Below are 19,402 nucleotides of genomic sequence, written 5' to 3'. Positions count from 1 at the left end.
TGTGGGGGCCGTTCCTACGGTCGCCGCCGATGAGATCCCCCACCCTGCGCAGGGCGGCGCGCTGGTCCGCGTTGACCGCCGCCTGCGCCGCACTCGTCCCGCTCCACGCCGCGCTCAGCGAGCCGTCCGCCGCGGAGGCCGCGGACGCCGGGCAGCGCTCGAGCTTCCTGCTCCCGGTCCTTCCCGACACGCAGTTCTACTCGCGGTACGCGACGCCGGAGACCGGCAACCTCTTCCACGCGCGCTACGGCAGCGAGCCGTACGCCACGCAGACGAAGTGGATCGCCGACAACCACAGCGCGCTCGACATGCCGTTCGTCATGCACCTGGGCGACATCGTCGACCAGCACGGCAAGTCGCAGGAGTGGGACGTCGCCGAGGCCGCGATGCAGACGCTCACCGACGCCAAGGTCCCGTACTCGATCCTCGCGGGCAACCACGACGTCGCGCGCCCGTGGGAGACCGACGCGCAGCGCACGATGTCGGCCGAGAACTACCCCAAGCGGTTCCCGGTCACCGAGCGGGACGACCAGGCCGGGTACGGCGGCAGCCACACGTCCGGCTTCCACGAGTGGCACACGTTCGAGGCCGAGGGCCGCGAGTTCCTCGTCCTGGCCATGTCGTGGCAGGCCTCGGACGACGCGATCCAGTGGGCCAACGACGTCATCGACGCGCACCCGACGCTGCCGGTGATCCTCACCACCCACGAGATCCTCGGCATCGCCGGTGACGGCAAGACGGCGACCGAGACGCCGTACGGCCTGAAGCTCTGGGACGAGCTGATCAAGGACAACGACCAGATCTTCCTGACGCTGAGCGGCCACAACCACGGCGCCGCGCACCTGCGCAAGACCAACAGCGCCGGCCACAGCGTCGACCAGATCCTGCTCGACTACCAGATGGCCTACCAGGGCGGGAACGCGTACCTGGGCCTGCTCGAGTTCGACTTCACGAACGACCGCATCGACACGACCGTCGTGTCGCCGTGGATCCGCCTCAAGCCGGCGGACACGCTGATCCCCCAGTACGACCGGGCCGTGCTGCCGGGGGAGAACGAGAACCTGCGGCTCGACATCGACTGGGACGCGCGGTTCGGCGGGTTCGAGGGCCCGGTGACCGTGCCGGCGCCGTCGCACGGCTCGCTGCTCGACAAGGCCAAGGCGTCGGTGCTCGAGGGCTACACGGAGCCCGAGGTCGAGGCCCCGGCCGCGCCGCACGACGCCAGCGACTACCCGAAGGTCGAGGGCACGCTCGCGCACTGGCGGTTCGGCGGCACGGCCGGCACGATCGCGCCGGGCGCCACGGTCGAGGACATCGCCGGCGACAACGACATGAAGCGCGTGGCGCTCGACGCCGAGGCCGGCAACGCGCCGCAGCTCGACGACGTCAAGCGCTCCACCGACCACGCCTACCTGTCGGCCGACGCCGGCAGCGCGTGCTTCACGAACGCCAAGAGCCCGATGCGGATCAGCTACCTGCAGACCGCCCCGGACGCGCCCGTGAACGCCGCGACGTTCCCGAACGGCTACACGATCGAGTCGTTCATCAAGATCGACCAGTCGTGGACGTCGGGCCTGGGCGCCTGGATGGGCGCGCTGACCCGTGACGGCCGCCGCGCCGACATCGCCGGCCTGACGCCGGGCGACCCGGACGAGCCGCTCTTCACGCTCGCCATCTCCAGCCTGCGCGAGGTGCAGTGGAACGCCGCGTCGGTGTCGCCGATGCGCGAGCGCTCCAACTGGTCGGGCGAGGTCATGAACGACCGGTGGCTCCACATCGCCGCCGTGAACGACCCGAAGGTCGGCTACACGACGCTCTACGTCGACGGCGCGCCCGTGCTGCGCAACCCGACCGACGGCGGCATCGGCCTGGCGACCGGCAACAAGCCGTGGCGCATCGGCTCCTCGACGTGGGAGGGCAAGACCGCGGACGGCTGGCTCGGCTGCATCGGCGAGACGCGCATCGTCAACCACCCGCTCGAGCGTGACGAGTGGCTGACCGCGCGCACGTACGTCGCGCCGGAGGAGCCGCAGGAGCCCGGGCAGCCGCAGAACCCCGAGCAGCCCCAGAACCCGCAGCAGCCGCAGCCGCCGGCCCAGCCGCAGAGCCCCGCGCCGGCCCCGGTCGCCGCCCCCGCGCCCACGACGGCCCCGGCCAAGCCGAACGCGACGACCGCCGCGCCGCTGCGCATCAGCGGCCTGACGTACGGCGACCGCCGCCTGCGCGTGCGGGTGACCGGCGCGGGGCGCGTCCGCGTGACGCTGCGCCGCGCGACGTCGGCCAAGCGGTTCGCGAAGAAGGCGACCCGGACGTTCACGGTGGCGGCCAAGCGCGCCGGCACGGTGACGATCCGCGTCCCGAAGGGCGTGCGCGCGGGCCGCTACCGCGTCGAGGTCGCGCTGACGGTGGACGGCAGGACCGTGCGCCGCACCGCGACCGTGCGGGTGCGCTAGCCGCCCGCGTCCCTCGGGAGCCGTGTGCGCCGCCGCCCGCAGATCTAGGCGGCGGCGTACGCGGCGCTCCCGCGCGTGTGCGTCTCCCACGCCGCGGCGAGCCGGTCGACCGCCTCGTGCAGCGTCGGCAGGTCCGCCGCGCACGTGACGCGCACGTGGTCGAGCAGCATCTCCTGCGGCGCGGCCGCTGCCCCGCTGGTGATGCCGACGCCGTAGCTCAGCGCGGTCGCCGCGAAGCGGTCGCCGTGGCCGGTCGGCAGGCGGCACCAGATCGAGTAGCCGCCGCGCGGCGTGGTCTGCTCCCATTCGGGCAGCCGCTCGCGGAGCAGGCCGCCGACGACGCGCGCGTGCTCGGCCGCACGCGTGCGGGCAGCTGCGACGATGTCGTCGAGCTGCGGCAGCGCCTCGCACACCGCGACCTGGTCGAGCAGCCCGCTGCCGAGGTCGAGCGCGGCCTTGAGCCGGCCGAGGCGCAGGACGAGCGAGCGGTCGCCGCGCAGGAAGCCGGTCCGCAGCCCGCCCCACAGCGTCTTGCTGAACGAGCCGACGACCACCACGTCCTCGATCTCGGCCATCGACGCGATGTGCGGCGGCGGGTCGCCGGTGTAGACGAGGTCGGCCAGCGTCGTGTCCTCCACCACGAGCACGTCGTGCTTGCGGCAGATCGCCAGCACCTCGCGCCGGCGCTGCTCGTGCATCACCGAGCCGGTCGGGTTGTGGCAGGTCGGGACGAGGAAGACGAGCGCCGGCGGCTGCACCGCGATCAGGCGCTCGAGGTCCTCCGGCCGCGGCCCGATCGCGTCGCGGCGGATGCCGAGCACGACCGCGCCGGCGCGAGAGAAGACCTCGATCGCGCCCGGGTACGTGGGCGACTCGACGAGCACGCGGTCGCCCGCGCGCACGAGCGCGGTGGCGAGGATGCTGAGCGCGCCCTGCGCGCCGGAGGTGATGAGCAGCTCGTCGGCGACCGTCGGCAGGCCGTCGCGGGTGAGCCGGGCGGCGAGGCCCTCGCGCAGGCCGGGCAGGCCCATCGGCGCGTAGCCGTGGTCCGGCGCGCCGGCGGCGATGGCGCCGGCGGCGCTCCCCAGCAGCTCGCGCATCAGCGGCGACGGCGGCGGCGCGCCGATCGAGAGGCTGATCGACACGTCGGGCGCGCTGACGAAGCGGTTGAGCTCGGGCGCGCGGTGGTGCGTGGAGGGCTGGGTGCGGCGGACGGTCTCGGCGAGCGTCGTGCCGCTGCCGCGGCGGCGGGTGACGACGCCCCGCTCGGCCAGCGCCGCGTAGGCCGCGACGACCGTCCCGCGGCTGACGTCGAGCGCCTCGGCCAGCGTCCGCTCGGCCGGCAGCTTGGCGCCGCCCTCGAGCGCGGCCTGGTCCGCCGCCTCCTGGATGGCATCCGCGAGGCGCACGTAGAGCGGGCCATTGCGCATCGTCCACGCGCCGATGGCCTCCACCAGCGCCTCCGTGGCGAGGAATTGGCTCACGAAATGGCTCTTGCCCACGATTGGCCCATAGGAGGAATATGCCAATCACCGACCACGAGCGCAAGGAGCGCTGAGACATGACCGCCGACCTCACCATCCGCCCCGCCCGCCCGCTCGACCTCTCCGCCCTCGTCCGCCTCGCCGCGCTGGACAGCGCGCCGGTCCCGCAGGGGCGGGTGCTGCTGGCGGAGGTCGACGGCGCGCTGTGGGCGGCCGCGGAGATCGACGGGACACGCGTGATCGCCGACCCGTTCCAGCCGTCGGCGGCGGTCGCCGAGCTGCTCGTCGAGCGTGTCCGCCAGCTCAACGGCGAGCACGGTGGGCGCGCCGACGTGCACCTCGCACGCCGGCTCTCCGCCCGGCTCTCCTAGCCACGCGCGCGCCGCCGCCCTCCTCCTCCAGAAGGGCGGCGGCGCGGCGTGGAGACCTAGACCCGCAGGAAGCGGCGCAGCGACAGGCCGGAGCCCGCTGCCGCGACGCCGACGGCCGCGACGAGCAGCATGCCGGCGAGCAGGCGGAAGTCGATCGTGTCCGGCGCGGCGACCAGCGCGAAGTCCTCGGCCAGCGGATCGACCAGCGCGACCTTGGCGACGAGCAGGAGCAGGAGCGCCAGCACGCCGCCCATGAAGCCGAGGATCACGCCCTCGATCACGAACGGCCAGCGGATGAAGTTGTTCGTCGCGCCGACGAGCCGCATGACCTCGACCTCGCGCCGGCGCGAGAAGAGCGACAGGCGGATCGTGTTCGCCACGAGCAGGACGGACGCGATGATCAGCAGCACCGAGAGCGCCGCCGCGGTCATCTTCACGACGCGCGTGGCGGACAGGATCTTGTTCGTGTCCTCGCGCCGGTTCTTGACCTCGTCGATGGCCGGGTCGTGCGCGCCGACGAGCGCGTCGCGCAGGCCCTCGATGTTGTCGGGCTTGTCCGGCGTGACGCGGAACGTGTCCGGGAGCGGGTTCGAGCCGAGCAGCTCGTACGCCTCCGGGTTGCGCTTCTTCTCGGCGGCGTACGCCTCCTCCTTGGAGACGTACTCGACCTTGCCGACGTACGGCGTGTCCTCCGCGATCGTGCGGCGGACGCGCTCGACGTCCGCGTCGCTCGACTTGGCGGCGAGGTAGACGTCGACGATGACGCGCTCGCGCACCTCGTTCGCCGCGCCGGTCGTCGCCTGGACGATCGGGATGAAGACGCCGAGGACGAGCACCGTGACGAGCACGGACGCGATCGCGGCGAACGACGGCACCGCGTTGCGGGAGACGGAGCGGAGCGCCTCCCGGAGGAAGAAGCCGGGCCTCATCGCCAGAGCCCGCCGATCTCGTCGTCCTCGGGGATGTCGATCGAGTGGCCGCGCATCAGCGCGCCGAACTCCTGCGTCGACTCCTCGCGGTAGCCGCCGGCGGCGACGTCGCGGACGAGCTTGCCCTTCGACAGCTCGATCACGCGGCGGCGCATGCGGTCGACCAGATGGTGGTCGTGCGTGCAGACGACGACGGTCGTGCCGGTGCGGTTGATCCGGTACAGCAGCTGCATGATCCCGACGGACGTCTCGGGATCGAGGTTGCCGGTCGGCTCGTCGGCGAGCACGAGCGGCGGGTGGTTGACGAACGCGCGCGCGACCGACACGCGCTGCTGCTCGCCGCCGGACAGCTGGTCCGGGTAGTTGTGGAGCTTCGTCGAGAGGCCGGTGAGGCGCAGGATGTCCGGGACCTTCTCGCGGACCTCCTTGCGGGAGCCGCCGGTCACCTGCAGCGCGTACGCGACGTTGTCGTGCACGGTGCGGGACGGGAGCAGCTTGAAGTCCTGGAAGACCGCGCCGATGTTGCGGCGGTAGTACGGCACCTTCTTGGCCGTGATCTCGCTGAGGTCGCGGCCGGCGACGCGGATGGAGCCGGACGACGGCTCGATCTCCTTGAGCAGGAGCTTCATCAGCGTCGACTTGCCCGAACCGCTGTGGCCGACGAGGAAGACGAACTCCCCGCGCCGGATGTTCAGCGAGACCCCGTCGAGGGCGGTGTCCCCGCCTTCGTACTTCTTGACGACGTTGCGGAGCTCGATGACCGGCGGCGCCAGGGCGCCGGGCGTGTGCGTGCGTGGGCGATCAGCCGTGAGGGCCATGGGACTGAGAAGCGTAGGACGCGGTGTGCGGAAAGCCGCTGCATGCACGTGAATTTGCACGCGGCGCGGCGCGACCTCCCACAAGGGTCCCAGACGGTTGCGAATGTGCACGATGCCCTGCGTAAGATCGTGCGGTGAGGCACGAGGCCGAACGGCGGGGCGAGGGAGCGCGGGCGTGGTCGGGGGTGGTCGCGTGCGCGGCGGTGCTGCTGACGTGCGCGCCTGCGGGGGCGCAGGAGACGGTGCCGGTGGAGCCGGAGGACGCGCCGGCGGTGACGGTGGCGGCGGAGGCTGCCGCGCCGGCGGAAGGCGGGGCGCCGGAGCCTGCGGAGGCTGCCGCGCCGGAGGACGGGGAGGCGGTGACGGCGGACGCGGCGCCCGCGGTGGCGGTGGCGGCCGCGCCGGTGGTCGAGGCCGCGCCAGCCGCGCCCCGGCCCGCAACGGCGCCGGCCGCGCAGGAGCCACCGCCCGCGGCGCCCTCTCCCGCGCCGCCGACGCCACCGCCTCCGCCCGCTGAGCCCGCGCCCGCACCGGCGACCACCCCGGCCTCGGAACCCCCGCGCGCCCCGACCGAGCCCGCGGCACCCGCCGCCCCCGGCAGCCGCGGGGACCGCTGCGTCGCGGTCAACCCCGACGGCTCGTGCCAGGGGCTGCGGACGCCGACCTGCACGATCCTCGGCACCGACGGCCCGGACTGGCTCATCGGGACGGCGGCCAAGGACGTGATCTGCGGGCTCGGCGGCGACGACCGGCTCGACGGCGCGGGCGGCGACGACGTCGTGCACGGCGGCGACGGCGACGACGCGCTGACCGGCGGCGAGGGCGAGGACTGCCTGATCGGCGGCGAGGGCGACGACTGGGCGACCGACCCCGAGGACGGCGAGCGGGTCGACACGGAGGAGCCCGCGGGGGCGGACGCCGACGTCATCGTCGGGGTGACCGGCGAGTGCCTGGTGCTGGAGGGCGGCGTGCTGCCGTCGACGGAGGAGAACGCCGACGCAGGCGGTGGCGGTGGCGGCGGCGCGGTGCCCGCGAGCGTCGGCGCGCTCCTCCTCGCGGTCAGCACCGGCGACGGCGCCGCGGCGGCGTTCCCCGTCCAGGTCGCGCGGCGCGCGCCAGTGGACGACGGCACCGCCACGCTCACGCTCCTCTGCGAGACCGACCGGCGCGGCACCCTGACGCTCACCGACCGCCGCGGCCGCCGCCTCGGCACCGCGGACTTCACGTGCAGCGGCCAGGTCGCGGACGTCGAGGTGGAGCTGAACGACCGCGGCCGCGCGGCGCTCGAGCGGGCCGACGGCGGCGTTCTGCGCGCGGTCGTCCGGCTCACCGTCGACGGCGCGCGCGAGACGTTCCGCGTGACGCTGGAGGCGTCCGACGCCGGCTAGCGCCCGCTTCTCGCCCCGCGCGCGCTGGCGCGCCTTCGTCGTCTGGTGCGGCGGTAAGCACCCGGTCGCGCGGACGTTCGGCGCCCTGCTCGCCGCGGCGATCCCCGTCGTCTCCACGCTCCTCGCGCTCGGCGTCCTGCAGCCGTTCAGCACGACCGAGGACGCGCTCGCCGCGAGCGCGACGAAGACGCTGGAGGCCGGCTCCTCGAAGATGCGGATCGACGTGCGCACCACCGGCGACGCGCCCGTCCGGTACATCGCGACGGGGACGTTCGACTTCCGCGAGGAGCGCGGCACGTTCTCCTACAACCTCACGAAGATGCCGGGCCTGGCGGCGGCCGCGGCGGTCGAGGCGCGGTTCTTCCAGAACGTCGCGTTCCTGCGCCTCCCCGCCCCGCTCGACCCGGCGCGGCCCTGGCTGCTGGTCGACCTCGAGGACGACCCGGCGCTGATCGACCGGCTGGCCGAGCGCGACGGCCGCGCGGCGCCCGCGATCGCCGCCGTCCCCGCCGTCCGCGTCCACGACCCGACCGCGGTGCTCGCGGCGATGGACCGCGCGGGCGACGTCGAGGACCTCGGCGCAGTGCGCGAGCTCGGCCTCGACGTCCACAAGTACCGCGGCACGCTGGCGCCCGCGAGCGGCGGCGGCGCGCGGGTCGTCGCCACCGCGTGGATCGGCGACGACCATCTCGTCCGGCGCCTGCAGCTCACCGACGCGGCGGGTGGCGCGGTGACGACGATGAGCTTCTACGACTTCGGCGCCGCCGTGACCACGCGCCCGCCGCCGCCCCGGCAGGTCACGGTGCTCGCCGACCGCCTGCGCGAGCAGATCCTCGCGGGCTGAGCCTAGGCCGCGACGACCGCGACCGCGGTGCCCCACGGGTCGCGCGTGAGGAACCCGCCGTCGTGGTCCTCCACCGCGACCCGCGCGTCCGCCACCCGCGCGTGCGCGGCGGCGACGTCGGCGACGGTCGGCAGCACGATCGTCCAGTGGCGCAGGCCCACCGCGTCGTCCGGCGCGCCCGGGATGCCCGTCCCCCGCCAGGTGTTCATGCCGAGGTGGTGGTGGTAGCCGCCGGCGGAGACGAAGCCCGCGACGCCGCCGAGGACCATCTGGCGCTCGAACCCGAGCACGTCCTCGTAGAACGCCAGCGCGGCCGGCAGGTCGCCGACGTGCAGGTGCAGGTGCCCCACGCGCATGCCCGGCGCGGCGACGGGGTTCGGCGCCTCGCCCGCGACGAGCGACAGCAGCGCGTGCGTGTCGAGCGGGTTCGGGCCCTGCGTCAGCAGGTGGTCGTACGACTCCCACTGCTCGCGCGGGCGGTCGGCGGCGAGCTCGAGGCCGTTGCCGTCGGGGTCCGGGAGGTAGATCGCCTCGTGCGTGCCGTGGTCGGACGCGCCCTGGATCGGCGTGCGCGTCGCGGCGAGGCGCAGGGCGGCGCGGGCCAGCTCCTCGCGCGTCTCGTAGTTCAGCGCGACGTGGTAGAGCCCGGCGTGCTTGCCGGCGGGGCGGGCGCCGGGCAGCTCGTGGAGGACGAGCAGCGGCTCGGCCGCCCCCTCCGTGCCGACGTCCGCGGTCCGGGCGCCCGTGTCACGATCGTGGACGTGCAGGCCGAGAGCGTCCTGGTAGAACGCGACGGACCGATCGAGGTCGGTGACGATCAGGTGCGCCGGGCCGAGGCGGAGGGCGGCGGGGAAGCTCATGCTCCCACCATCGCCCGGCGACGCCCGCGGTCCCATGGCATCTTCGCGCGGACCCCTGGACTTCCGTGACGACCGGCCCCCTCCGCCGTGCCGAGCAGCCGCTGAGCGTCGTCTGGTGGGACGGCGCGGACATGCGTCCCGAAGACGCGGTCGACCCGCACCGGCACGACTACCACGAGCTGATCTGGCTCCGGCGCGGCACCGGTCGGCACCGGCTCGACGGCCGGCCGATCGAGGCGCGCGCCGGCACGATCACCGTCATCGGCCGCGGCCAGGTGCACGTGTTCGACGAGGCGCGCGGCGTCGACCTGGCGGTCGTCCGGTTCACCGACGAGCTGCTCCTGGGCGCCGGCGACCCGGCCACGCGCGCGTCGCCCGGGTGGATGCTCGCCGGCCAGGGCGGGCTCACCATCCCCGTCCCGGCCTCCCGCGAGGACGCGCTCGCCGCGCTGCTGCGAGCGATCGACGACGAGACCCGCCTGCCGCCCGACACGCGCACCGCCGACCTCGAGCGCCACCTGCTCTCCGTCCTCTTGCTGTGGCTCGACCGGTGGGCGGGCGGCACGCGCGGCGGCGGGCCCGAGGGCTCCTTGCACGAGCGGTTCCTGCGCGTGCTGGAGCGCGACTTCGCCCGCCACCACGACGCCGCGCACTACGCCGAGGCGCTCGCCGTGCCGGCCGCGGCGCTGGCGAAGGCGCTCGCCGAGGTCACCGGCCGCACGACCAAGGAGCTCGTGTCCGATCGCGTGCAGCTCGAGGCCGCGCGGCTGCTGCGCTACACCGACCTGACGGTGGGCCAGGTCGCCCACCGCGTCGGCTACGAGGACCCGTTCTACTTCTCGCGCGCGTTCAAGCGGCGGGAGGGCGTGTCGCCGCAGGCATACCGCGAGGCGGCGCGCGGCTCAGGGCGCTGAACGCCGAGGGATATCTTCAGGTCATGCCGCAGATCACCAGCTCCACCCTCGCCAACGGGCTGCCGCTGCACCGTGTGGCGCTGCCCGGGACGCGCGCGGTCACCGTGCTCGTCGCCTTCGACGCCGGCGCGCGGACGGAGCGGCCCGAGGAGAACGGCATGGCCCACTTCCTCGAGCACCTGGTCTTCAAGGGCGGCGAGAAGTTCGACGACTACCGCAAGGTCAACGAGACCGCGGAGCGGATGGGCGGCTCGCTCAACGCGTACACGTCGCACGACCTCGTGGCGTTCCACATCACGGTGCGCGCCGAGGCGGCGATGGAGGCGATCGACCTCCTCACGGACTTCGTCGGCCGGCCGAAGATCGACGCCGAGGAGCTCGACCGCGAGCGCGGCGTCGTCATCCAGGAGATCCAGCGGTACAAGGACCAGCCGTCCGCCGTCGCGGAGGAGCTGATCGACAAGGCCGCGTTCGGCGACCACCCGCTCGGGCGCACCGTGCTCGGGCCGGAGGAGCACCTGCGCACGTTCTCGCGCGAGGCGATCGTGGCGTTCCGCGAGCGCCGCTGGGCGGGCGCGCGGGGCGGCGCGTTCGTCGTCGGCAACCTCGACCACGTGCCGGAGAACGGCGCCGTCGGGTCGCTCTTCGAGCGCTTCCCGGACCTGCCCGCGCCCGGCGCCTACGAGGCCGCCCCGTCGGAGATCGAGTCGCGCGTGCTGGTCGAGGAGCGCGACACGAACCAGTCGCACCTGCGGATGCTCTACCGCCCGTCGATCGATCCTCGCGACCCGGCGCAGCGCGCGGCGCTGACGATCTACTCGACGCTGCTCGGCGGCTCGATGGGCTCGCGCCTGTTCGACGAGATCCGCGAGCAGCGCGGCCTCTGCTACTCGGTCTGGTCGGCCGACCACGCGTTCGCGGACCTGCCGGTGCTGGCGCTCGGCGCGGGCCTGGAGTCGTCCAAGTGCGTCGAGGCGTACACGCGGATGCGCGAGATCGTCACCGAGCTGCGCGACGCCGGCCCGACGCCGGAGGAGGTCGAGCGGGCGCGCGCGTACGGCGCCGGCCGCCGCGTCCTGGCGTTCGAGAACACCAACGCGGTCGCGCGCTACGCGGCCAACCAGACGATCGTGTTCGGCGAGGGCATCGACCCGGACGCCGCGATCGAGCGGCTCGACAAGGTGACGTTCGAGCAGGTCCGCGAGGTCGCCGCCGACGTCGCCGACCACCTCGCGGTCGCGGTCGTCGGGCCGCACGCCGAGTCGGACTTCGACGTCAGCTAGCTAGCAGCGCCTGCGGCCGAGCGGGACGGTCAGCGTGGCCGCCCGCTCGCCCGGCGCCTGTGCCGAGGTGACGCGCAGGCGCAGGCACGCGCGGCGACTCGTGGTGTAGAGGCCGCCGCCCCAGCCGGTGATCGGCCCGACGACGCCGTCGCTTGCGAACGCCGGCTCGTCGGCCGGGCACGCGGTGAAGCGGGCGCTGCGGGCCGCCCCACGCCAGGTCTTGGACCGCCCGTACTGGAAGCGCCCGCCGCCGCCGACGATCCTCACCACGACGTCACCGCCCGCGGTGAGCGCGAACGGCGTCTTCCACCCGTACACGCGGCGGTCGGCCAGGCGGATGCGCGACGACGCCGACGGGGTCGTGATGAGCTCGAGCCGCGCGCCGTTGAGCTGCGCCGTCCACGCTCGCGCGCCGTCACGGCTCTCGAACGGCCCGGACGGCGAGGGCTCGGCGTGCATGCGGCAGGTCACGCGCGTGTCGGCCTCCGCCGCGCCGGGGGCCGCGACCGCGAAGGAGGCGACGAGCGCCGCGATCATGCAACGGACCCTACGCGGCCGCGGCGCCGCCCGTCAACCGCGGCCACGTATCCGGGCAGTGGCCGGGGACGAGCCGGGCGCCCTCCTGCTCCGCGAGCCGCACGAGCCGGTCGTGGGAGCGGCGGCGCAGCGGCGCGTCGGCCGGATCCGCGGAGGAGCCGATGGGCGTGTCGGTGTCGATGCCGCGCTGGAGGTCGATCGCGTCGACCGCGAAGAGCCAGGTCGTGTCGGGCGCGCGGACGCGGTAGGACATGTGCCCGGGCGTGTGGCCGGGGGTGGCGAGCGCGTCGATGCCGGGGACGAGCTCCGCGTCGCCGTCCACCAGGCGCCACCGGAGGTCCGGGTGCGCGTGGTCCTCGCGCAGGTAGCCCTGCTCCCGCCCGGCCCGCGTCGTCGCGAACGCCAGCTCCTCCACCTGGATCGCGACCGGCACGCCCGCGGCGGCGAGGTGGCGCAGGCCGCCCGCGTGGTCGAGGTGCAGATGCGAGACGGCGGCGCCGACGAGATCGCGCGGCGCCGTCCCGTGGGCCGCGAGCGCGTCGAGGAGCGGGTCGCCGTCGGTGGGGAACTCGGGCAGCCCGACCGTGTAGACGCTGGTGTCGGGCGGGTCACGGCGGTACGGGCGCGGGTCGCAGCCGGTCTCCAGCAGGAACGGGCCGCCGTCGGTCTCCACGAGCACGCCGGTGATCGGCACCCGCAGCACCCGGTCGTCCGACCCGCCCTCCAGCGACACGGACTCGGGCGAGTGCTCCCACCCGAGCAGGAGCGGATGCACCGCGGTGACGGCCACGCGGCGACCCTACCCGCGCGCGCCTTCGCCCTCCCCGCCCGACGGCGCGCCGCGGGCCGGCGAGTCGGCGGTCAGCCGGTGCGGGGCGGCGCGGTGAGGCGGGCGCGGGGAACGCGGCGGGCGGCGGACCAGTGCGAGACGAGGCCGATGCCCCAGCCCATCGCGGGCCACACCGGCCAGAAGTACCCCATGCCCGTGACCGCCCAGATGCCGACCAGCAGCGCCATCACGAGCAGGTACGAGCGCAGGTGCTCGGCGAACGCGTCGCGCGCGGCCACGGCCGCGGTGTGGATGCGCCGAGGGCGCGGCAGGTCGTGCGTCAGCGCCGCGAGCTCCTTGCGCGTGCGCGCGGCGTACGTGCGCTCCAGCCGCTCGTCGAGCTCCTCGACGGTCAGCCGGCCTTCGCCGGCCTGGTCACGCAGGTGGACGACGACGCGCTCGCGCTCGGCGTCAGACGCGCGCAGGTCGTCCGCAGGGACGAGCGGCTCGTCGACCGCCGCCCGATGCGCCTCGCGGCGGTGGTGTGCGTGGTGGTGACGGTTCCCGCAGCCATGCATGAGCACATGTTAGTGCCCACTCCATTCCATGTCCAGCCCAGGCGTGGAGCGACCTCACACCCCGAGACCTTGTGCGACGACCGCACGACCCGCCATCATGCGTCGTGGTGGACGGGTTGAACGAGGTCGAGCTGCACCGCTACCTGCAGCGGGTCGGGGACCGGTGGCCGATCGAGCGCGCGCTCCTGGGCGGCGCGAAGGTCGCGGACCTCCGGGGCGCCGGGCCGCAGCGTGAGCGCGGGCCCGAGTACGTGATGGTGCTCGTGTCCGAGGGCTTCGACGGCATCCCGTGGCTCGAGCGCGTCTACCAGGCCGGCTCGCTGTGGGACGCGTCCGAGATGGGCGCACCCGCCGACGTCCACTGCTACACCTGCGCGGAGTTCGACCGCAAGGTCACCTCGCTCCCCCGCGTGCGCGAGGCCGCCGAGCGCGGCTTCGACCTCGTCGCCGCGCCCGCCTAGGCGCTGATGCTGACCATCCGCTCGATCGGGACGCGCGCCCGCTCGGCGATGGCCTCCGGCACCTTGACCTCGTGCTCCATGTTCAGCAGCGCGTCGCGCAGCTTGGGCAGCGAGATCATCTTCATGTACTTGCACGAGGCGCGCTCGTTGGCGGCCACGAAGTCGACCTGCGGCGCCGCCATCTGGAGCGGGTGGAGCATGCCGATCTCGGTCGCCATGATCACGGTCGAGCCCGGCTCGGCCTGCTTGGCGTAGTCGAGCATCCCGCCCGTGGAGAGCATGTGCACGCCCTCGGACTGCACGTCGCCCGCGGCCACGTACTCCATGACCGAGGTCGAGCAGCCGCACTCGGGGTGGATCAGGAAGTCGGCGCCCGGATGCGCGTCGCGTGTGGCGGCGATGTCCGACGGGCGGATGCCCGCGTGGACGTGGCACTCGCCGTCCCACACGTGGAGCTTGCGGCCGATCTCCTTCTCGACGTAGGCGCCGAGGAACATGTCCGGGCCGAAGAGGATCGGCGTGTCCGGGCCGTGCGTGGCGAGGATGTGCTTGACGACGTTGACGGCGTTCGACGAGGTGACGCAGTAGTCGGTGAGCGCCTTGACCTCGGCCGTCGTGTTGACGTACATGACCGTGACGGCGTTCTCGGGGAACTTCGCCTGCCAGGCGCGCAGCTGCTCCGGCGTGATCGAGTCGGCGAGCGAGCAGCCGGCGTCGAGGTCCGGGATCAGGACGGTCTTGTCCGGCGAGAGGATCGACGCCGACTCCGCCATGAAGTGGACGCCGCAGAAGACGATCGTGCTCGCCTCCGCCTTGGCCGCCTGCTGGCTGAGCCCGAGCGAGTCGCCGACGTAGTGCGCGACGTCCTGCACCTCGGGCACCTGGTAGTTGTGCGCCAGGATCACCGCGTCGCGCTCCTCGGCGAGGGCGCGGACCTCCGCCTGCAGCGCAGGGATGTCGACGAGCTCCAGCGGGACAGTCGTGCCAGCCATGCGCCACAGGCTAGCATGAGTTTTCGACCATGAATCGCAAACTGGCCGCCCCTGTCGTGAACGCCGTCGTGCTGCGCGCTGCCGCGACGCTCGACGGCCCGCGGCTGGAGACGCTCTTGTGGCGCCGCGGGAAGGAGCCGCAGCGCGACTGCTGGTCGCTCCCCGGCGGGTTCGTGCGCGACGGCGAGACGCTCGACGGCGCGATGCGCCGGCACCTGCTCGAGAAGGTCGGCGTGTCGGAGGCCGGCCACGTCGAGCAGCTCGACACGACCTCCTCGGCGGACACGCACCCGGAGCTGTGGCTGCTCGACATCGCGCACCTCGTGCTCATCCCGAGCGGCGCCGAGCCCGAGCTGCCGCCCGACACGTCCTGGCATCCGGTGGCGGATCTGCCGCCGATCGCGTTCGGCCACGCCGACGCGGTCCACCGCGCGCACGACCGCCTGCGCGGCAAGCTCTCGTACTCCAACGCGGCGTTCGCGCTGACGCCCCGCCGCTTCACGGTCCGCGAGCTGGCCGGCGTCTACGAGGCGGTGCTCGGCTACCCGGTCGACGCGACGAACCTGCGCCGCGTGCTGGAGCGCGACCAGCTCATCGCTCCCACGGGCGAGCGGCGCTCGACCGGCGGGCGGCCGGCGGAGGAGTTCGAGTTCTGCGAGCGGGAGCTGGTCGTGTCGCGACCGCTGGCCGCGTTCAGGGCTCCACGAGGAGCGAGAGGTCGAGCGTCGGCGCCGAGTGCGTGAGGGCACCGAGGGAGATGAAGTCCACGCCGGTCTGCGCGTAGTCGCGGAGGGTGCCGAGCGTGATGCCGCCGCTGGCCTCGAGCTCGGCCCGGCCGGCGACGTGCTCGACCTCGGTGCGCAGCTCCTCCGGGGTCATGTTGTCGAGCAGGAGCCGCGTCGCGCCCGCGGCGAGCGCCTCGTCGATCTCCGCGCGCGTCTCGCACTCGACCTCGATGAGGAGGTCGGGCCGCTGCGCCTGAGCCGCACGAACAGCGTTCGTGATGCCGCCCGCCGCCGCGATGTGGTTCTCCTTGATGAGGATCGCGTCGAAGAGGCCGAAGCGGTGGTTGGTGCCTCCGCCCGCGGCGACCGCCGCCTTCTCCAGCGCCCGCAGCCCCGGCGTCGTCTTGCGCGTGTCGAGGACCCTGGTGCTCGTGCCCTCCGTCTCGCGGACGGCGATCGCGGTGGCCGTCGCGACGCCGGACAGCCGCCCGAGGACGTTGAGCGCGGTCCGCTCCGCGGTGAGGATGCCGCGCGCGCTCCCCTCGATCTGCAGGACGGTGCCGCTCTCGCGCCAGTGCCCCTCGCCGACGTGGCGGGTCAGCACGACGTCGGGATCGAGCCGGCGGAACGCCAGCTCGGCGCCCTCCAGCCCGAAGATGACGCCGGGCGCCTTCTGGGTGATGACCGCGCGGGCACGGGCGTCCGCAGGAACGGTGGCGAGCGTCGTCGCGTCGCCGTCGCCGACGTCCTCGGCCAGGGCGCGGTCGACGAGGTCGGCGAAGACGGCGTGGAGGTCGCTCACGGTCGGTCACCATACGCAGCCGCTGGCACCGCATCGTTGCGATCCGTACGGTGTTCGGGTGCTCGTGGCCCGTCTCGGTTCCCTCGCCGCGCTCGCGCTGGCGCTCGCCCTCATGCTCCCGGCGCTCGCCGGCGCCCAGTCGACCCGCGTCAAGAACGGCTTCGACGCCGCCGACGGCGAGTACCCGTGGACGGTCGCGCTCGTGACCGCCGGACAGGACCCGTTCGACGGCCAGTTCTGCGGCGGAACGCTGATCCGGGACGACACCGTGGTCACGGCGGCGCACTGCGTGTACGACCGAGCGGCGAACGAGCTCGACGTCGTCGCGGGCGTCACGCGGCTCTCCGATCTCTCGACATCGTCGACCCACGGCGTGGCAAGCATCGCGCTGCACCCCCAGGAGGACGTCGAGGAGAGCGAGACCCGCTACGACGCGGCGATCCTCAAGCTCGCCACGCCCGTCGATCCGTCGGTTGCGCCGCCGATCGCCCTCGCGCCGGCGGACGCGGCGCCGCCCGTCGAGTACACGGTCAGCGGCTGGGGCATGTGGGATGACCCGTTCGCCACGGGCTCCGACTTCCCCGACCGGCTGCAGGCGGGCGAGATCGACCCCGTGTCCGACGCGACCTGCGAGGCCGCGTGGGAGGACGTCTTCGACGCCGCCGACATGGTCTGCGCGCTGCGCGTCAACGGCCCGACCGTGACCGACGCGTGCGGCGGCGACTCGGGCGGTCCGCTGGTCAACACGCCCGCCGACCCGCTCCTGCCCGCCGGCGTCCTGCTCTACGGCGCGGTGTCGTTCGGCAGCGCCGACTGCGAGGACGAGACCCTCCCCGGCGTCTACACGCGCCTCACCGCGCCAGTCGTCCACGCCTGGGTGACGAGCGCGATCGACGGCGACACGACGAACGACCCGGTCGTCAAGCCGCGCTACGTCGGCGGCGCGCCGTCGGTCGTCGACAACACGAAGGTCGACCAGACCGTCTCGTGCACCACTGGCAACTTCGAGTTCGCCAGCGACGACCCACGCCAGCCGCCGACCACGACCGAGCTGCTCGTGCGCCGGGTCGACGGGCCCGACCTCGTGACGGTCGACATCGGGGCCCACCGGCTCACCGCGGCCGACCACGGCCACCAGTTCCTCTGCGAGGCGCGCGGGCGCGTCACGGGCGGCGGCGGGTACGCGATGGCGCGCTCGTCGCGCACCGCCGTGGTCGCGTACGTCCCACCGGGCCAGCCGCCGGTGCAGCAGCCGCCGGTGACCCAGGTGCCGGTCCCGGTGCCCGTGCCGGTGCCGACGCCCGTCCCCCGCGACACGTCGCGACCGACCGTGACGAAGGTGTCGCGCAAGTGCACGCGGAAGCGGTCGTGCACCTTCACGATCAGCGCGAAGGACGGGACGGGGCCGGTCGTCGCGGGTGTGACCGCGGTGCAGGCGACACTGACGTCGATCACCACGCGGACGTGCAAGCGCAAGGGCAAGCGCGTGCGGTGCGCGCGCACGACGACGCGTACCGTCCACCCTCGCAAGCGGTCGGACGGGAGGTTCTCGCTCGCACTGAGCAAGCTGCCGAAGGGCCGCCACACGATCACCCTCCAGGCGATCGATGGCGCCGGCAACCTGCAGCGGACGGCCTACCGCGTGCGCTTCACGCTGAAGTAGCGAGCGCGTTGATCGTCGTGAACGCGGGGTCGCTCGCGCCGTGCAGGCGGGCGCCCTCGCGGACGATCTCGCGCAGGTAGGCGACCGTCTCGGCGGTGATCCGCTCGCCGGGCAGCAGCGCCGGGATGCCGGGCGGGTAGCCGGCGATCGACTCGCACGAGATGCGGCCGACCGCGTCGTCGACGCCAACGACCTCGGTCCGGCCCAGGAACGCCTCGCGCGGCGGCACCGCCATCTGCTGCTCGAGCGAGGCGGGCGGCGCGATGATCGCGTTCGTCCGCCCCGGCTGCTCGATCCGCTTGACGACCTCCTCCACGTCGCCGCCGACCCGCTCCAGCGCGATCGGCTGCTCGGCCATCCCGATGAGGAAGACGACGGTCGCCACCGTCGCCAGCTCGACGTGCACGTCGTACGACTGGCGCAGCGCGTCGCTCACCTCGTAGCCGGTCCGGCCCGTGCCACGCACGTCGAGGACGATCCGCAGCGGGTCCCAGTCCACGACGCCCGGCCGCCCGACGAGGTCGGGGCCGAGCACGTTGACGCCCGGCACGGAGTCCATCTTGTCCCGCGCGGCGCGGATCGCGCGCAGCGTCTCGTGGAGCAGGGCCTCCCCGTGAACCGCGAGCTGGCGGCGGGCGGCGTCGAGCGACGCGAAGAGCAGCGACGACGGCGAGGTGGAGCGCACGAGGCGGATCGCGCGTGCGACCGCGGCCGGGTCGATCCGGCCGGTGTCCGCGACGTGGAGCATCGCGCTCTGCGTCAGAGAGCCGACGATCTTGTGCGTGCTCGTCAGCACCGCGTCGGCGCCGAGCCGCAGCGCGCTCTCGGGCACGTCCGGGTGGAACCCGAAGTGCGGCCCCCACGACTGGTCGACCACGAGCGGGATGCCCGCCGCGTGCGCGACCGCCGCGCAGCCCGGGACGTCGGCGACCATGCCGTAGTAGGTCGGGGAGACGATGAACGCCGAGGTCACGGTGTCGCCCGTGGCCTGCGCGGCGGCGATCGCGCGCTCGAGGTCGGCCGGCTCCACCCCGTGCGCCATGCCCATCTCGCCGTCGTACTGCGGCGCGACGAACGACGGGACCCCGCCGCTCAGCACGAGCCCGTCGACGATCGACGCGTGCGAGTTGCGCTGCGCGACGATCCGCGCGCCGAGCGGCGCCAGCGCGAGCATCAGCGCGTGGTTGCCCTGCGTGGCGCCGTTCGTCAGGAACCACGTGCGCGCCGCGCCGTACGCCTCCGCCGCGAGCCGCTCCGCGCGGTCGAACGGGTTGTTCTCCCCCACGTCGACCCCGTGGATGTCCTGCGGGATGTCGACCGCCAGCGCGCGATCGCCGAGGGCGAACCGCAGCCCCGGGTCGGCGCCCGGCCCGCCCTTGTGGCCGGGGACGTGGAAGCGGCCGGAGCCGCGGAAGCCGTACGCGGTGACCGCGTCGAGGTAGGGAGCGATGGGCTGCTCGGACACCCCCACACCCTTGCACGCGGCCGGTTTGGCGCATGGGCGACAGGGATGGACGCATGTTCGGTATCG

At 74.0% G+C, this 19,402-nt stretch carries 19 protein-coding genes; 9 read left to right on the top strand and 10 right to left on the bottom strand.

Annotation, left to right across the window (positions count from 1 at the left end; all coding sequences use genetic code 11):
- Window positions 1–29: 29 nt before the first annotated feature.
- The gene (locus tag AC1UE5_RS00175) at window positions 30–2,453 is read left to right on the top strand and encodes a LamG-like jellyroll fold domain-containing protein (protein WP_482920037.1); all 2,424 of its coding nucleotides are present in this window, start codon (window positions 30–32) and stop codon (window positions 2,451–2,453) included.
- Window positions 2,454–2,497: 44 nt separating this feature from the next.
- Here the strand turns inward: AC1UE5_RS00175 and AC1UE5_RS00170 are convergent, their stop codons facing one another.
- Complete coding sequence (locus AC1UE5_RS00170) at window positions 2,498–3,937, bottom strand: aminotransferase-like domain-containing protein (RefSeq protein ID WP_482920036.1); 1,440 nt, start codon at window positions 3,935–3,937, stop codon at window positions 2,498–2,500.
- A 77-nt stretch (window positions 3,938–4,014) separates the two neighbouring features.
- Here AC1UE5_RS00170 and AC1UE5_RS00165 point away from each other — a divergent pair, with 77 nt between their 5' ends.
- A complete protein-coding gene (locus tag AC1UE5_RS00165; protein ID WP_482920035.1) occupies window positions 4,015–4,308 on the top strand; it encodes a hypothetical protein in 294 nt (97 codons plus the stop codon).
- 56 nt (window positions 4,309–4,364) lie between these two features.
- Here AC1UE5_RS00165 and ftsX read toward each other — a convergent pair whose 3' ends face one another.
- Both ftsX and ftsE read right to left on the bottom strand, forming a co-directional pair.
- Entirely contained in the window at window positions 4,365–5,237 is an 873-nt protein-coding gene (gene ftsX, locus AC1UE5_RS00160; protein ID WP_482920034.1) for a permease-like cell division protein FtsX, read from the bottom strand.
- Entirely contained in the window at window positions 5,234–6,055 is an 822-nt protein-coding gene (ftsE, locus tag AC1UE5_RS00155) for a cell division ATP-binding protein FtsE (RefSeq protein WP_482920033.1), read from the bottom strand. The genes ftsX and ftsE overlap by 4 nt, the downstream gene beginning before the upstream one ends.
- A 134-nt stretch (window positions 6,056–6,189) precedes the next feature.
- Between ftsE and AC1UE5_RS00150 the strand changes: the two genes are divergently transcribed.
- Window positions 6,190–7,443, top strand: coding sequence for a calcium-binding protein (locus AC1UE5_RS00150; protein WP_482920032.1), 1,254 nt, complete (start codon window positions 6,190–6,192; stop codon window positions 7,441–7,443).
- A gap of 223 nt (window positions 7,444–7,666) precedes the next feature.
- Window positions 7,667–8,287 carry a hypothetical protein gene (locus AC1UE5_RS00145; RefSeq protein ID WP_482920031.1) on the top strand — a complete coding sequence of 207 codons (621 nt, stop codon included), beginning with the start codon at window positions 7,667–7,669 and terminating at the stop codon, window positions 8,285–8,287.
- Window positions 8,288–8,289: 2 nt separating this feature from the next.
- On the opposite strand, the gene AC1UE5_RS00140 is transcribed toward AC1UE5_RS00145, so the two are convergent.
- Entirely contained in the window at window positions 8,290–9,147 is an 858-nt protein-coding gene (locus AC1UE5_RS00140; RefSeq protein WP_482920030.1) for a VOC family protein, read from the bottom strand.
- 65 nt (window positions 9,148–9,212) lie between these two features.
- Between AC1UE5_RS00140 and AC1UE5_RS00135 the strand changes: the two genes are divergently transcribed.
- Window positions 9,213–10,061 carry an AraC family transcriptional regulator gene (locus AC1UE5_RS00135; protein ID WP_482920029.1) on the top strand — a complete coding sequence of 283 codons (849 nt, stop codon included), beginning with the start codon at window positions 9,213–9,215 and terminating at the stop codon, window positions 10,059–10,061.
- A 23-nt stretch (window positions 10,062–10,084) separates the two neighbouring features.
- The gene (locus AC1UE5_RS00130; protein ID WP_482920028.1) at window positions 10,085–11,344 is read left to right on the top strand and encodes a M16 family metallopeptidase; all 1,260 of its coding nucleotides are present in this window, start codon (window positions 10,085–10,087) and stop codon (window positions 11,342–11,344) included.
- On the opposite strand, the gene AC1UE5_RS00125 is transcribed toward AC1UE5_RS00130, so the two are convergent.
- The 3 genes from AC1UE5_RS00125 to AC1UE5_RS00115 form a co-directional block, all read right to left on the bottom strand.
- On the bottom strand, window positions 11,345–11,881 hold the full coding sequence (locus AC1UE5_RS00125) for a hypothetical protein (RefSeq protein ID WP_482920027.1): 537 nt from the start codon (window positions 11,879–11,881) through the stop codon (window positions 11,345–11,347).
- Between the two features lie 10 nt (window positions 11,882–11,891).
- Complete coding sequence (locus AC1UE5_RS00120; protein ID WP_482920026.1) at window positions 11,892–12,671, bottom strand: N-acyl homoserine lactonase family protein; 780 nt, start codon at window positions 12,669–12,671, stop codon at window positions 11,892–11,894.
- 71 nt (window positions 12,672–12,742) lie between these two features.
- On the bottom strand, window positions 12,743–13,228 hold the full coding sequence (locus AC1UE5_RS00115; RefSeq protein ID WP_482920025.1) for a DUF1707 domain-containing protein: 486 nt from the start codon (window positions 13,226–13,228) through the stop codon (window positions 12,743–12,745).
- Between the two features lie 107 nt (window positions 13,229–13,335).
- On the opposite strand from AC1UE5_RS00115, the gene AC1UE5_RS00110 reads away from it, so the two are divergent.
- Window positions 13,336–13,689, top strand: coding sequence for a hypothetical protein (locus AC1UE5_RS00110; protein WP_482920024.1), 354 nt, complete (start codon window positions 13,336–13,338; stop codon window positions 13,687–13,689).
- Here AC1UE5_RS00110 and nadA read toward each other — a convergent pair.
- Window positions 13,686–14,681: a quinolinate synthase NadA gene (gene nadA / locus AC1UE5_RS00105; RefSeq protein WP_482920023.1), complete on the bottom strand. Its 996-nt coding sequence runs from the start codon at window positions 14,679–14,681 to the stop codon at window positions 13,686–13,688. The two genes, AC1UE5_RS00110 and nadA, sit on opposite strands and share 4 nt — an antisense overlap.
- A 29-nt stretch (window positions 14,682–14,710) precedes the next feature.
- On the opposite strand from nadA, the gene AC1UE5_RS00100 reads away from it, so the two are divergent.
- A complete protein-coding gene (locus tag AC1UE5_RS00100; RefSeq protein ID WP_482920022.1) occupies window positions 14,711–15,424 on the top strand; it encodes an NUDIX hydrolase in 714 nt (237 codons plus the stop codon).
- Here the strand turns inward: AC1UE5_RS00100 and nadC are convergent.
- Window positions 15,375–16,208, bottom strand: coding sequence for a carboxylating nicotinate-nucleotide diphosphorylase (gene nadC, locus AC1UE5_RS00095; RefSeq protein ID WP_482920021.1), 834 nt, complete (start codon window positions 16,206–16,208; stop codon window positions 15,375–15,377). The two genes, AC1UE5_RS00100 and nadC, sit on opposite strands and share 50 nt — an antisense overlap.
- A gap of 64 nt (window positions 16,209–16,272) precedes the next feature.
- Here nadC and AC1UE5_RS00090 point away from each other — a divergent pair, with 64 nt between their 5' ends.
- Complete coding sequence (locus AC1UE5_RS00090; RefSeq protein ID WP_482920020.1) at window positions 16,273–17,871, top strand: S1 family peptidase; 1,599 nt, start codon at window positions 16,273–16,275, stop codon at window positions 17,869–17,871.
- Here the strand turns inward: AC1UE5_RS00090 and AC1UE5_RS00085 are convergent.
- Window positions 17,858–19,336 (bottom strand): aminotransferase class I/II-fold pyridoxal phosphate-dependent enzyme, encoded by a 1,479-nt coding sequence (locus AC1UE5_RS00085; RefSeq protein WP_482920019.1) that lies wholly within the window; start codon window positions 19,334–19,336, stop codon window positions 17,858–17,860. The genes AC1UE5_RS00090 and AC1UE5_RS00085 overlap by 14 nt on opposite strands.
- Between the last annotated feature and the right edge of the window lie 66 nt (window positions 19,337–19,402).

The sequence above is a fragment of the Parviterribacter multiflagellatus genome (assembly GCF_056863265.1).
The sequence above is the reverse complement of the archived record's forward strand: the minus strand, read 5'-3'. Positions and strand labels throughout refer to the sequence as shown.

Bases quoted from the DNA above. Each gene is read 5' to 3' on its own strand.
- AC1UE5_RS00175 (WP_482920037.1), top strand. From the start codon at position 30: ATGAGATCCCCCACCCTGCGCAGGGCGGCGCGCTGGTCCGCGTTGACC.
- AC1UE5_RS00165 (WP_482920035.1), top strand. From the start codon at position 4,015: ATGACCGCCGACCTCACCATCCGCCCCGCCCGCCCGCTCGACCTCTCC.
- ftsX (WP_482920034.1), bottom strand. From the start codon at position 5,237: ATGAGGCCCGGCTTCTTCCTCCGGGAGGCGCTCCGCTCCGTCTCCCGC.
- ftsE (WP_482920033.1), bottom strand. From the start codon at position 6,055: ATGGCCCTCACGGCTGATCGCCCACGCACGCACACGCCCGGCGCCCTG.
- AC1UE5_RS00140 (WP_482920030.1), bottom strand. From the start codon at position 9,147: ATGAGCTTCCCCGCCGCCCTCCGCCTCGGCCCGGCGCACCTGATCGTC.
- AC1UE5_RS00130 (WP_482920028.1), top strand. From the start codon at position 10,085: ATGCCGCAGATCACCAGCTCCACCCTCGCCAACGGGCTGCCGCTGCAC.
- AC1UE5_RS00125 (WP_482920027.1), bottom strand. From the start codon at position 11,881: ATGATCGCGGCGCTCGTCGCCTCCTTCGCGGTCGCGGCCCCCGGCGCG.
- AC1UE5_RS00115 (WP_482920025.1), bottom strand. From the start codon at position 13,228: ATGCATGGCTGCGGGAACCGTCACCACCACGCACACCACCGCCGCGAG.
- nadA (WP_482920023.1), bottom strand. From the start codon at position 14,681: ATGGCTGGCACGACTGTCCCGCTGGAGCTCGTCGACATCCCTGCGCTG.
- AC1UE5_RS00100 (WP_482920022.1), top strand. From the start codon at position 14,711: ATGAATCGCAAACTGGCCGCCCCTGTCGTGAACGCCGTCGTGCTGCGC.